Annotated in this window: 12 protein-coding genes, 1 other RNA gene and 1 pseudogene; all 14 read right to left on the bottom strand. The window is 39.2% G+C overall.

Translation table 11 applies throughout. From position 1 onward, the window contains the following. Positions 1 to 53 precede the first annotated feature (53 nt). The 14 genes and pseudogenes from ACSVDJ_RS15970 to ACSVDJ_RS16035 all read right to left on the bottom strand — a co-directional run bounded on the left by ACSVDJ_RS15970 (position 54) and on the right by ACSVDJ_RS16035 (position 14101). Entirely contained in the window at positions 54 to 932 is an 879-nt protein-coding gene (locus tag ACSVDJ_RS15970; protein ID WP_439167892.1) for a radical SAM/SPASM domain-containing protein, read from the bottom strand. Positions 933 to 1411: 479 nt separating this feature from the next. Continuing rightward, positions 1412 to 1857 (bottom strand): annotated as a pseudogene (locus ACSVDJ_RS15975) (transposase); the annotation flags it as partial. 51 nt (positions 1858 to 1908) lie between these two features. After that, on the bottom strand, positions 1909 to 2100 hold the full coding sequence (locus ACSVDJ_RS15980) for a bacteriocin-like WGxF protein (RefSeq protein WP_439167178.1): 192 nt from the start codon (positions 2098 to 2100) through the stop codon (positions 1909 to 1911). Between the two features lie 4 nt (positions 2101 to 2104). Then, entirely contained in the window at positions 2105 to 2737 is a 633-nt protein-coding gene (locus ACSVDJ_RS15985; RefSeq protein WP_439167179.1) for an ATP-binding cassette domain-containing protein, read from the bottom strand. After that, positions 2734 to 4920: a DUF1430 domain-containing protein gene (locus ACSVDJ_RS15990; RefSeq protein ID WP_439167181.1), complete on the bottom strand. Its 2187-nt coding sequence runs from the start codon at positions 4918 to 4920 to the stop codon at positions 2734 to 2736. The genes ACSVDJ_RS15985 and ACSVDJ_RS15990 overlap by 4 nt, the downstream gene beginning before the upstream one ends. A gap of 68 nt (positions 4921 to 4988) precedes the next feature. Next, a complete protein-coding gene (locus ACSVDJ_RS15995; protein ID WP_439167184.1) occupies positions 4989 to 5363 on the bottom strand; it encodes a lactococcin 972 family bacteriocin in 375 nt (124 codons plus the stop codon). Positions 5364 to 5901: 538 nt separating this feature from the next. Next, entirely contained in the window at positions 5902 to 6378 is a 477-nt protein-coding gene (locus tag ACSVDJ_RS16000; RefSeq protein WP_439167186.1) for a hypothetical protein, read from the bottom strand. 215 nt (positions 6379 to 6593) lie between these two features. Further along, positions 6594 to 7223 carry a hypothetical protein gene (locus tag ACSVDJ_RS16005; protein WP_439167188.1) on the bottom strand — a complete coding sequence of 210 codons (630 nt, stop codon included), beginning with the start codon at positions 7221 to 7223 and terminating at the stop codon, positions 6594 to 6596. Positions 7224 to 7664: 441 nt separating this feature from the next. Beyond that, positions 7665 to 8025, bottom strand: a transfer-messenger RNA (tmRNA) gene (ssrA, locus tag ACSVDJ_RS16010). A gap of 112 nt (positions 8026 to 8137) precedes the next feature. Continuing rightward, positions 8138 to 8608: an SsrA-binding protein SmpB gene (gene smpB, locus ACSVDJ_RS16015; protein ID WP_100403892.1), complete on the bottom strand. Its 471-nt coding sequence runs from the start codon at positions 8606 to 8608 to the stop codon at positions 8138 to 8140. 56 nt (positions 8609 to 8664) lie between these two features. Continuing rightward, on the bottom strand, positions 8665 to 11010 hold the full coding sequence (gene rnr, locus ACSVDJ_RS16020; protein WP_439167190.1) for a ribonuclease R: 2346 nt from the start codon (positions 11008 to 11010) through the stop codon (positions 8665 to 8667). Positions 11011 to 11030: 20 nt separating this feature from the next. Beyond that, entirely contained in the window at positions 11031 to 11777 is a 747-nt protein-coding gene (locus ACSVDJ_RS16025) for an alpha/beta hydrolase (protein WP_439167192.1), read from the bottom strand. Positions 11778 to 12058: 281 nt separating this feature from the next. Further along, positions 12059 to 12277 carry a preprotein translocase subunit SecG gene (secG, locus tag ACSVDJ_RS16030; RefSeq protein ID WP_439167894.1) on the bottom strand — a complete coding sequence of 73 codons (219 nt, stop codon included), beginning with the start codon at positions 12275 to 12277 and terminating at the stop codon, positions 12059 to 12061. A gap of 96 nt (positions 12278 to 12373) precedes the next feature. Further along, positions 12374 to 14101: a methyl-accepting chemotaxis protein gene (locus tag ACSVDJ_RS16035; protein ID WP_439167193.1), complete on the bottom strand. Its 1728-nt coding sequence runs from the start codon at positions 14099 to 14101 to the stop codon at positions 12374 to 12376. Positions 14102 to 14203 lie beyond the last annotated feature (102 nt).

Here is a 14203-nt window from a genome sequence, read left to right on the forward strand (position 1 = left end):
TAAAACAAGTAAATGAATCCATCTAACTTACTTCCCCCTGGTCACTTCCCCACCTATCTCCCAAACCTCTTACGATATCCACATTTTCTACACAGCTCTTCCACTGCTTCTCTTCGTGAAAAACCATCGACAATATTCTTCGCTCGATCTCCTTCAATAATCTCAGAAAATGAGGCGTCATTAATATTTCCAAGGTTGATTATTCCTTCACCGTCTAAGCAACAAGGAATCACCGTGCCATTCGCTAAAATGCCCGCTTGATTTCGAAGTCCATAACAGAAGCCCTTTCCATCGTCCTCTTCTTCATGCAATGCCGGCCACTGAAATTCGTAATCTTGATTGATGTAGATGCGATCGGCAATCTTCACACCACTTCCTGGTACAACCTTCTCTTCAATTTTGTAGTCTAAATCAAATTCATTCTCAATAATTTCAAGTAATTCTCTGTTTCGTTGTTTTTCAAGATTCGTCGCATTGTCTTGGGTAAGATTCCATAATCTTAACGAAACAATCATTTCGGACTGACTCGTTGCTTCTTTAATAAAAGAAAGGATGCTTCTCACATACCCTTCCTTATCTGTAGAGCCCTCATGACCATCAAAGCTATGAAGCGAAAAATTCATCTGTCTTAATGCTGGTTTATTTAATAATTTGTCCCTCTTTTTATTAATCAACGTACCATTCGTTGTAATGTTCACTTTAAACCCTTTTTCATGACTCAAGTCTAATAGCTGGCCGATCTTAGGATGAAGCAGCGGCTCACCTTTTACATGTAAATAAATATAATCTGTATGCGGTTTAATTTGATCTAATCTCTTAGAAAAGTCATCCACAGAAATAAACTGCTTCTGCCGCTCTGTCGGCGGACAAAAGCTACAAGCAAGATTACACACACTTGTAACCTCTAAATAAAACTTCTTGAATTTTTTCAACTTCCATTCCTCACTTTTTTTCACTACTTAGAACAGGATGAGAGATTGTTCTCTCTCTATTACAACATACTTTTTCAGAAAATGTTATCTGTTGAATGGGTTTAATTATTATGATGGGTGTGTTGATGCGAAGACGAATAAGAATGGATAAAAAGAAAATGTGCGAAATGGATTTTGGAAAAATTCTGCGGAGTTGTTAAGCGGCTATGGGGTCTGACCCCATAGCCATAAAACAAAGGGAAAAGAACAAAAAAAGAAGCATAGCTTTTGCTACACTTCTCAAAACAATCATTATTCTTTTACACGGATTAAATTTAAAGGCATGCTGTTACCGGAAGTTTTATCTGTTTTAAATTTGGCGTCTTCATTGCATCTTCTGGTAATTAATTTTGTAAGACACGGATGGCTGTTTCCATAGAGAGCGCCGATCGATCGACATCTTAAGGGCCACGCCCCGATACAACTGTATCCAGTTCCTAATGACCAAAAGTGGCGCGCTGCTTGACTTCTTTAGAGCGCTTTATGATGGAAGTATCGACATTAAAACGTCCTCTTGTTTCTTATCGTTTTTGACGCTTTCCCTTGTGGCGTAAGGATTGAACGATTCTACACAATTGCTCCTTGTAAAGCCAATGATAAATCGTTTTGAAGGAAATATAGTCTCCAAACAAGCGATTAGAAATTTGTTCTGGAGACCAAGTGATATCCAACTGCTCCTCAATCATTTCAGCCAAGGCGGAGGACCACTTTCCACGGCAACCACCGTTGTTTTTGAGCCACTTCTGGCTTATATTCCCCATCCGATCGATTTCGCTTAATCTCTTTAGATATGGTCGAAGCAGCATGCCCAATCGTTTCGGCAACTCTTCGGATAGAATAACCCAGTTTTTATTCGTGCACGTTCAAATGTGGTAAGATGTTGCACTTAATATTACAATCCGTCTTGGATTTATATACTTTAGTGGTATAAATTGGACTATCTATCGTTCTTTTTGATGAATATGATATTTGAAAGTATATTAAGCACGAAAAATACAGCAACAAAGATTCCCCAATACATAATTAAGCTTTCATAGTTTAAGAGCATCGTCCGGTAGATTATCTTATGTATTAACACAGTGAAAAGAATTAAAAAACAATTTAATAAAGACAGGCCCACAATTCTCATGATTTTAATCCTCCTTTCCAGTAATATTAATTACCCTATCCGATTTGTCCGCAATTTCTTTATCATGGGTGACACAGACGATTGTCTTACCTGAACTTTGTAATTGACGAAACAGGGAGACAATTATTTCTTTGTTTAAATGATCCAGATTCCCCGTCGGTTCATCGGCTAATACAATCTTACAAGGCTTTAACATAACCCTAGCAATTGCTATCCTTTGTTGTTCGCCACCACTTAACTGATACACCTTTTTCTTTAAAAATGTAGAATCTAATCCAACTTTCTCTAAGGTACTTATCAACATTTCATCGCTGAACTCCTCGTTGTATACCTTTGAGATTAATAAGTTATTTAAAACTGTTTCATTATCCATCAGAAGATAATTTTGAAAAATATACCCGAATATATGTCTTCTCAAATACATGATTTCTTTTTTATTAGGATTTACATATCCGGCCACCCTAACATTGCCGTGGTCTGGTTTATCTAATAATCCCATAAGGTTTAACACCGTTGTTTTACCAGACCCACTTGAACCTACTATAGATACAAACTCATTTTTGTTTATATTTAAAGAAAAATTTGATAATACAGGCTGCCCATCAAAACTTTTACTTACATCATTAAGTTCGATCATATGTGATCTCCTTTTAACAATTTGTACATGTTCTTTTTACTTAAATAATTACTTAGCACATTTATGACAACCAAATCAATAATCAAAACTAAACTGACCACGGGGATTATAGTAGTGATATCATAAATGAAGCACACTAGTAATCCTGATATAACGTTAGAAAGAACCGCAATTAGAATAATAGTTTTATTTCTTTTCCAGTAAGAATAGCCAAACAAATATTTGAGATTTAATTGATAGACATTCGCACGATAATATGCCCAAATAAATGCAATAAAGAGTACCCCTGAAAAAATAATGGTAATGACCAACCCAATTATTTGCTGGAACAACAACCACTGTAATTGAACGATTTCATCATTCGCCTCGCTATAGACAGACACTGCATTGTTTACTTCAGACACATTAGCCTCAGATAGTGAGGAGGAAATATTCTCAAATGCACTCCCCTTAGAATTGTCTAAAAAGAATAGAGATGTCGTTGCATATGCTCCTATATTCGAAGTATCTACATTTTCGTTATATATTACCGCGATAGGGTCTTTAATTTTATTTTGACTATCTCCTGTAAAGCTATTGTATGTAAAATAATCCTGCCCTTCCTCGGTATATATAATATTAACAGTTAAATCTTCTATTTTTTTTTCGTTCAATGGAGAACCAATTTCTCGATTATACATATTATCTATATCTACTTTTTGAAAATAGAACTCTTCTTTATAGGATTGAATAATTTGATTTTCTAAGCCTTTGAACTGCTCGGGCACTAATATATTTAAAGTATCTTCGTCGTTTTGCACTTGATCATCGATAGCTAGCCCATTACTACTATTGATTGGATTAACATGTAAATAGTTTTTATTTATAGTAACACTTCTACCATGAGAAGAATAAATTTCGTCTTTATCTGTCGTATTTAAGGTGTAACTATAGATAGGTTCCCCATTATCATAATCAATGACACTGAAATTTTCAGACTCCATAAGAAACGCTTTATTTTCCGATTCAATCTTTTTGTAAAAATCAAACAATCGATTGGTTAAATCTCTATCCGTCTCTAAGTTGTTCATTACATCTTCACTTATTGGCCCGACTTGAATTCTAAACACATTCTGCGTTTGATTCCAATAGTCTAATCTTTCAAGCTTGTTACTTAAATAATAAAAATCAACTAGTGAAGAACTTATAACGCTAAATAGAACCATGGAAACTACCACTTTTAAAATAGCGGATATCCACTGGATTTTTTCAAACGGGAGTTTACCTTTAATATTTACAGGACTAGCGTTGAATTTTTGGATAAACCACGTCTCTATTAGCGTAAAAAATAGGAGAACAAGGATTGTAGTAGCATTCGTAAGAATAAACATTATTATGTAATCAGTAAGGAAATATGCTTGACCAAACACTATAATAAAACCTAACATTACCAATAATAATAACGATACTAAAAGGATGAAGAAGCGTAAAAACAGCCTTGGAACTGTGAATAATACTAACCATTTCGAATATCCCCAAAGCTCCTGCAATAATATATCTTTTCGATTTTGGATAAGAAAGTAAAACACCCCAATAAGAAAGATAACGAAGGAAAAAGCCACAACCATTAACAAGGACCTATTCGTCAAAACTAAACTACTTATATTTTCACTTGTCAGTGAAATACTACCGTAGCTTGAGAATTCCTCAATAAAGGCATTAATTAAGTCATGATCAGCCCCACTTATATAAAATTCTTCTCCAAATCCAACATTGTTTACTTGTTGAATATCATAGATATGAACCTTCCAGTTCGATAACGGGAAAGAAAACATACCCGACTGATTAGCGTTACTTAAATCTAAAGCCTCATTTGAGATATATGTAGTATCCTTAGGAATCTCTCCCGATTCCAAATGAATATTTGGGTCATTTATAATATTTGTAGAATAGATATTTAACTCATTTTCACTTAGATAATTATACTGAGAGATATTTATATTTTTATCCTTTGAAAACTTAACCAGATGTTCTACGAACTCAGCAATTTCAAAGTTTGATTTAGCTCCGCTATAGTCAATGTGCACCATTTGATTATTTGTGTATAAAAAATCAACCAATTGTTTATTACTCATTAATGAAATACCAAAGAGATTTACCGAAATAAAAACTAAAGTTAACAACACATAGAGTAATTTTTTCACAGAAGAGTACTCCTTTAAATAACGTAACATAGTGTAGTCAACGCCTACACTATGTTACAGGTTCATTATTATTTAGTTTGCCAGTTTGCTTTATTTCCCCACGGAGTCGACTTAATCGATTTATGAGCTAAAACCTTTTTGAGTTTCCAACGACTACGTAATGTTTGGTAGGCATTACTTACACTTGCTAAATGTGTTTTGGTCGGGTGATTGTAATATGATGTATGATAATTTTTTCCGTAATCAACATAGAACGTTCCTCCACCGTCTCTAGGAATTTTAACGGCTTTCGCAATTGCAGTTAACCCCTTAGATTCTTCTTGAAGAATAGGGTCTAAGTTAACTCCACCACTATCCTGAATTTCTATAGACTCATCAGACGCACTTACTGTTGATACACTAAGACAAGCAAATACCGCAAGTGTTGAAACTATTTTTTTCATAATTAAACCCCCATTTTTTAGAATAATATCCAAAGCGATGTATAATATTTCGACTGAACATTCCCAATTGATAATTTCAGTTGAAACGTCAAAAAAAACAATACTCTATAAAAGATTGATACTATATCAAGCGAAAATCTTATTTGGTTCTAGTAGCGCTACTAAATGCTATCATACTATATAATCGACCTATATTTACCGCAAATAAGTCAGTAATAACCGCCATTTTTTTGCGGTAATTACTAAAATCCACATGGATTCTCACGCTTTTATGAATATCCCATTTTCAGATCTTTGCTTAATAGAATTGCAAAAAGCACCTTAATCCAAAAAAGGTGCTTTACACATAACTTCAACTAATGCTTCTGATCTTGTGCTTGTGTTTAGTTATATATATTTTTTTGTTAAATTATATTCTACCGCTCGGGTGCTCATAAATAAGGCATCTGCAAGTTTTTTATTTCTTTATACTTCCACAATACAAAGGGAAAAGAATAAAAAAGAAGCGCAACTTTTGCTGCACTTCTCAAAACAATCATTATTCTTTTACATGGATTAAATTTAAGGGCATGCTGTTATCGGAAGTTTTATCTGTTTTAAATTTGGCGTCTTCTCTTTTAATCTGAATGGAACCATATATTTTTTCATCTTTACTTGATGAAACACTACCAAACCAATAAATATAGTTTTGAATGCTTTCTCCTTTACAAAATATAATAAGCACACGGTCATCTCGATATGCTACTGAAAAGTCGCTGATTCGATTTGCAGCAATTCCATATTTATTCTTTATTTCAGCTTTGTCCGTGTACGAATTAACTAGAATTATATTGTCCCAATCGCCATCTACTATTTTATTAAAATCAACATACTCGTTCTGTTGAACTTCTTGTTTAATATTTGAATGAATTGTATCACTTTCATTTATTTTATAAACATTATACAAGACGACTGCTAATATAATTGAAACAAAAAAAATTCCGTATTTTAAAAGTTTCTGAGATTTTAAACTCATTTTTTAGCTCCTGTACTATTTGTTTTTACTAAAGAACTTTTCAAACCAATATCAGTGCCATAGATTGATACAAATCCGCTCTGCCTGCATAAGGTGCGATTTTAGGACCATAGCTAATCCCAATATTATTTTTTAGATGTTGCACCACGCGTGATAAAAAATAACCAACTACCTAAAAAGTTCAGGCAGTTGGCTATTTAAATGGTTTATTTTTCTTACTGGTCATATTGAATTGTGTTCTCTCTCTTTTGAGGCTTCACCTGTTCATAGGCGACTTTTGCCATTTCGATGGATTGCTTTTGATTTGGTTTGTAGCTAATCGTAGCGGGTTTTTCTTGTTTTTCTAACGGACTATTTGGCTTTTCCTTGTATTCATCCGTTTGCTCATACTCGTGCTTGGCATCAGCTAAATGCTTCGCGCGAATTTCACGCTCTTCTGGATTTTGATGCTTTTCAATTTGCTTCGACGCACGAAACGCGACCATTTGCACATCTGTTTTTGTCGGTGCCATTTTCATACTTAGTTCAATAACTTCACGCTCACGTGTAATGCGATCAATGTAATCAATGATACCCGGTGCATTTTTACGCACATACGCCATTTCCTCTGGTGTTAGCTTTTCGCCGTTTTTAAAATTTTCAATTAAACGCTGTGCCTTCGGGTCATCCTCTCCCATATCCGTTCGCGCTTCTTCGATTTCAGCAATTTGTCGCTGTATGGTTTCCTTTATTGCTTGCTTCGAATCGGTTAATTGCTGCAAAACTGTCGCTTCCGTATCAGCTATTTTTTCTTTTTTCCCTAGTTTCGGTATGATTGGTTGAAAAGGAGATTGTCCAATTTTCAATTTGCTCACCTCTTGCTATTTTTTTAGTGTCTCTAAACCAACCCGTTTCACTATAATTCAATTGTTGCCTCACATCTTGCAGTTTGCCATCTACATAGTCAACGATAACACAAAATCTGGTAAGGCAGCAAATCCATTTTTTCGCAAGCTCATAATAAGTTGGTTCGTAATGTGAAGTTGATGCACTTACATAATTTTTTCATACGGATTGGCACGCATTTTATTTAAAACTGTTAACAATGTTTTCATATAACCATACTAAAAAGTCCTTCATCATTTAAGAATTGATAAAAAGAGAAAACGCGCAGAATGGATTGTGGAAAACTACGAGAGAGTAACTCCTAGAAACGGAAAGTATTCTACGGAGTTGTTAAGAAAGGAGTTATCGTTTGAGGAAAATTTTTTCAGATATAAACAATAAAAAACCACCAAATATGTATTTGGTGGAGACGGTGGGAGTTGAACCCACGTCCAAAGATAACGGCACTTAAGCTTCTACGAGTGTAGTCGATATATTCGCGTTTCGCTAAACTTCTCTGCCTATCGACAGGCGTTAAAGCCGCTAGTCTGGTTGTTCTCTTCCTTCTTCCTCAGACGGTGGAATCCGGCGTAACCCGCTAAAGTTGAGTCCGCTACCCTACCACACGGGTGATGGAGGGGCGAACCGCTAAGCGCTTATTAAGCAGCTAAAGCGAAATTGTTTTGTTGTTTGCCAGTTATAGGCTTTGACGTTTTAACGAGGCCGATCCCCTCGACTCGCAACCTAAGCTCGAACTACCCCTGTCGAATCCGTAACGTCCCCATGTTAAAAGGGTTGCGGATGCTCCAGGCTATTAGCCAGAGCTAAGTTGTCATTTAGTGACAAGACCAATTATAGCATACTCACATAAAAAATCAACCGATCGACGCTGGTATTACATTCCTTTTTGACGGTCACGGAAGGCGCGATCAATATCTCGTTTCGCTTCTTTCTTCTTCAAGTCTTCACGCTTGTCGTATTTCTTTTTCCCTTTTCCTAGACCGATTAACACTTTCGCATAGCCATCTTTTAAATACATTTTCAATGGAACGATGGAATAGCCTGCTTCCTTCGTTTCACCGATCAGCTTATCGATTTGCTTGCGGTGCAAAAGCAGTTTTCTTGTGCGTAGTGGCTCATGGTTGTAACGATTTCCTTGCTCATATGGACTGATGTGCATATTATGAATGAACACTTCTCCTTGTTGAATACGAGCGAACGCGTCTTTTAAGTTGACACGGCCGTTACGGATCGATTTGATTTCTGTTCCTTGGAGCACAATTCCCGCTTCATATGTTTCTTCAATAAAATAGTCGTGGCGCGCTTTTTTATTTTGAGCAACGACTTTTCCCTCTCCCTTTGGCATTTGCTTCACCTTCCATTTTTCATTTGAGCCGGCAGCCGTAACTGCCGGCTCACTAATCATTGTTTATTTTTACGTTGTTTCTTCATTTTCTTCGGCACACCTTCGTAAAATTTGCCGCGCTTTTTCTTTTTACGAGGAGGCTGATTGGACCATTCTCCCGCGGATTCTTTCTCGCTGTTGCCTTGTGGACCGCGTTTTTTCTGATCGTTGGATTTTAATTTTACCACTTTTGGCTGTTCTTTAAACGAACGTTTTTTCACATTTTTCATGCCGACGATTTCAAAGTCGATCGATTGCTCGTCTTTGTTCACATTGGTCACACGAACGGTAATTTCATCGCCAATGCGGAAGACGTTTCCGGTACGCTCGCCGATCATCGCAAAGTGACGTTCGTCGTAACGATAATAGTCATCGGTCATATAGGAGACGTGAACGAGTCCTTCAATCGTATTCGGCAGCTCGACAAACATCCCGAAATTGGTAACAGAGCTAATAATGCCATCGTACTCCTCGCCAATTTTATCAAGCATATATTCCGCTTTTTTCATTTCATCGGTGTCTCGCTCCGCATCAACCGCACGGCGCTCCATGCTCGATGTATGGTCAGCAATTTCCGGAAGTCGCGCATCCCATTTCGCTTGTGTCGCTGGATCGATTTCTCCGTTGATTAAATACGTGCGAATTAAACGATGCACAATTAAATCTGGGTAACGACGAATCGGTGACGTGAAATGTGTGTAAAATTCGGTCGATAATCCGAAGTGACCGAGACTTTCTGGATTGTATTTCGCTTGCTGCATCGAGCGTAGCATCACGGTAGAAATGACGACTTCTTCCGGCTTGCCTTCGATTGCTTCAATAATTTCTTGCAGCGCACGCGGATGAACAACATTCGCTGTTCCTTTGACGATTAAGCCGAAGTTCGTAATGAATTCAAAGAAGCGCTGAAGCTTGTCTTCTTTCGGGTCTTCGTGAATTCGATACATAAACGGTACGTCCATCCAGTGGAAATGCTCCGCTACTGTTTCGTTAGCGACAAGCATAAACTCTTCGATCAAACGCTCCGCCACGGAACGCTCACGCAATACAACGTCGGTCGGCTTGCCGTCTTCATCAACTAGCACTTTTGCTTCTTTAAAGTCGAAATCAATCGCCCCACGTTTTTTCCGCTTGTCACGCAAGATCGACGCGAGTGTTTCCATGTCTTCAAATACCGGCACGAGTGGCTCGTATGTTTTACGTAGCTCTTCATCTTTTTCAACAAGGATGCTGTTCACATCGTTATACGTCATACGCTCCGTCGTTTTAATCACGCTTTGGAAAATTTCATGACTGACGACTTCCCCAGTCGCATTAATTTCCATTTCACAAGACAGTGTCAGTCGATCGACTTTTGGATTAAGCGAGCAAATGCCGTTAGATAGGCGATGGGGAATCATCGGAATGACGCGGTCCACTAAATAAACACTCGTGCCACGCTCATATGCTTCTTGATCAATCGGAGAGCCTTCCGTCACATAATGGCTAACATCGGCAATATGCACGCCTAATTTATAGTTTCCATTATCAAGCTTCGTCACTGTGACCGCATCATCAAGGTCCTTCGCATCCGCTCCATCAATCGTCACAATCGTTTCCCCGCGCAGATCACGACGATTTTCCGTGTCTTTCGGGTCAATTGTATCTGGCACGGCATTCGCTTGTTCCATTACTTCTTCCGGAAACTCCTGCGGCAAGCCATGCTTATAAATGACGGACATAATGTCGACACCCGGATCATTTTTATGCCCAAGAATTTCAATAATTTCACCCTCGGCATTTTTGCGGCCTTCCGGATACGACGTAATTTTTACGACGACTTTATGACCTTCGACCGCTCCTTTCGTCACTTCTTTCGGGATAAAAATGTCGCTGGCGAACTTTTTATCATCTGGAACGACAAAGCCGAAATGTTTGCTGTCGGTGTAAGTTCCAACAATTTCGCTCTTGCCTCGTTCTAAAATGCGGACGACCGTTCCTTCTCGGCGTGATCCGCTCGTTTCAGATGTGATTCGAACAAGCGCAATATCTCCATTCAATACCCCATTTGTTTCATGTGGTGGGATAAAAATATCATCCATTCCCGGCTCCTCTGGTAGTAAGAAAGCAAAGCCTTTCGCGTGACCAGAAATTTTCCCGCGAACTAAATTCATTTTTTCCGGTAAGCCGTAGCGGTTCGCTCTCGTACGAACGACGAGACCCTTTTCTTCCATATGCACAAGTGCTTTCACAAACTCTTTAAAATCAGAAGAATCGTCTATTCCAAGCGCCTCTTCTAGCTCTTTCACCGTTAGCGGCTTGTAGCTTTCTTCTTTCATATATGTTAACAGCTGCTCAACGTACTGCTTTATTTCTTGTTCCATCTCTTTCCCTCCTGTTCTCGTTAAACTGTCCAGTCTAACCGCTCTAAAAATTGATACACATCTTCATGAAGCTGCTGTTTCTCTTGATCGAGTGTGATCACATGACCGGACTCTTCATACCATTTGATTTCCTTCATCGTTGACTCGATTTCTTCGTAAATAATATTGGCGCTGTTTGGGTTAATCATTTCGTCGTGGCGCGCTTGAACGACGAACGTCGGCGCATAAATCATATCGATGCTTGCACGAACGTCAGCGATTAAATGTTGCAACGCCTTTAACGTATTCATCGGCGTCTTTTTAAATTGTTCCATCTCTTTTTCAATGACGTCTTCCGATTTTCCTTCAAACTTTTTAAAGCCGCGCGCATATTCTACAATGCCATTGTACATGACCTCTTCACTTTTAAAATACATCGGAGCGCACATCGTGATCACACCTTTAACCGGTGCCGTTTCCGCTAGCTTTAAAGAAAACACACCGCCAAGTGAAAGACCCGCAACGGCAATTTCGTTATAGCCAAGCTCCTTCAAGTGATTGTAGCCATCCAGTACATCTTGCCACCAATCATCAGGTCCCGTTAACACAAGCTCCTCCGGCGGGACGCCATGCCCTTTATAATGAGGAGCGTGAGACGTGTACCCTTGTTTCTCTAAAAAGCGACCGAGCATGCGGACATCGGCAGAATTACCTGTAAACCCGTGGAGCAAAAGAACCGCCCGCTCGCCCGCTTCAAATGTAAATGGTTGTGGTAAAGTTATTTTCATGATGCATAAAGCTCCTTTTCTCTAGTATGGACCGTTCCTTCAACTCTCAACATTATTTTACGAAAAATTTCCTCCAGTAGCTAGTAGGAGGGAAAATTAAGTGGGTTGGGTGGGCGGCCAATTTGACAAAATTTGCGCCCGATTTGACAAAGCTCGCGCCCAATCATCGTTCATTCGTGACCAGTTTCCTCCTATTCGCGCCCAAAAAGAGCGATTTCCCGCCCGATCCGATCATAATTCCCCAAAATAAAAAAAGCACCCGTACGGATGCTTTTTTTTTATTATAGTCCTAAATAGGATACAGCGATCGTTAAGCCGAAGAATAAAACCGCTAATACGACCGTAGCACGGTGCAACACTAAATCAATACCGCGTGCTTTTTGTTTACCGAAAAGCTGTTCCGCACCACCTGAGATCGCTCCAGATAGACCAGCACTTTTGCCAGATTGAAGAAGAACAACTGCAATTAACGCAATCGACACGATGACAAGAGAAACCATTAAGATTGTATGCAACATGTTTTATTAACCTCCATCAAACGAACATACGAATATTCTTATTTTAACATAAGAACTGGAATTTGAAAAACAAGAATTCTATTCGCTCGTTTTAAATCGTTGAACGGTTTGGTGCAGTTCATCGGCAAGTCCCGCTAAGATAGCGGAGGAGGCATTAATTTCTTCCATCGAAGCGAGCTGCTCCTCCGTCGCCGCAGCAATTTGTTCCGTATTAGTAGCGGCTTGCTGGGCCCCTTCGTCTAACGTTTCTATCGTAGAAACAATGTGCGCGACATCTTGGCGAATGTCTTCGATCTTAGAGGAGACGTGAACAATGACTTGTTGCATCCCTTCAACAGACGATTCGATCGTTTGAAAATCGGTATTGGCTTGGTCGATCGTTCGGACACTGGAGCGAACATTCGCCGTCGATTCCGTCATGCTCACTTCTACTTTCTTCACTTGCTGCTGAATCGTTTGGATCATCGGCTTAATTTGTTCCGTCGAGGCGGCCGACTGTTCTGCGAGTTTCTTCACTTCCTCCGCAACAACCGCAAAGCCTTTGCCATGCTCGCCTGCTCTAGCGGCTTCAATCGAGGCATTTAGCGCTAATAAATTCGTTTGTTTGGCGATATCCGAAATGACTTGAACGATGTCATCAATATGATCCGTTTGCTCCACTAAGCTAGAAATATCCGTCGCTAAACTAGCAAAAGAGTTGGTCATATCATTCATTTGTGCAACGGAAGTCGTAAGCACCTGCACCCCATCTTGCGCCGCTTTTGTCGTTTCTTCAACCGCACCAACCGCTTGCTGCGACTGATGATGAATGTCTGAAATCGCCTCATTCATTTGCTTCGTCGTCTCTGTCGTATTGACAGTGAACGCTTTTTGAGCCTCTGAAGCCGCCGCAACGCCCATCATCGAATGGGTAATTTGTTCAGATGCTTTACCTGCTTCCTCTGACACGACACTTAATTCGACTGAGGAATCATTCACTTTTTCAGCGTGATGAGCCACTTCTTGAATCATTTGCTTCAATTCTTGCTTCATCCTATCAATATTTTGACCTAATCGACCAATTTCATCTTTGCGCTGAATCGATAACGACGGCTTGCTCAAATCTCCTTTGGCAATCAATCGAACTTCACGCTCAATCGACAAAATCGGGCCAATCATTCTTTTCGTATAAATAGAAATAATAACTGTACCAATCAGAAAAGCGGCCATCAACGTTATGAGTAAATAAGTCACAATTTGATTCGCCCCTGCGTTAAAGTCTTTCATATAAGTGCTCGCCGTCACGTTCCATCCCCAATGAGGGTCATGTGCGACATAAATGATTTTCGGAGCGGTCTCCTCCGAGTCTGGCAAGCTCCATGTATATTCAAGAAAGCCTTCTTGACTACTACTAGTTAAAATATTCATAAGCGCTTCGCCTACATTCACCCCATCAGGCGTCACGATCTGCATTAAATCGTCTCCCTCTATTTGCGGATGAGCCAAAAGAGTGCCTTGATCATCGGCGATATACATGTAACCGCTTTCACCTAAATCAAAACGATCCGTAATCGGGCGCGTTCCGTCCGCTTGCTTCGGTCCAAGGATCATTTGCTTCACTTGCTCCTGCGCTTCCTCAAGCGGCACCTCCCCCTTCTCCACTTGCTTATTCAACACTTCAATCGTTGCGAGCACAAACTGCACATCATTTTTTAAATTCTGCTTTCCAAGTTCATTTAACTCCTCTTTCGACGTCTCATAAGAAATCCACCCTATGACGAAAGCCGGCACAGCCAAAAGAACGAGTGTCACCACAATAAAGTTCATCTTAATCGACCGAAACACCTATATACACCCCATTCCTCCAACGATATACATAAAATTTTAACACATTTTTCTAAATATTCAAACGTTTATTCCGATATCAAA

The sequence above is a fragment of the Bacillus sp. Hm123 genome (genome assembly GCF_051842975.2).
GTDB lineage: Bacteria > Bacillota > Bacilli > Bacillales > Domibacillaceae > Bacillus_CE.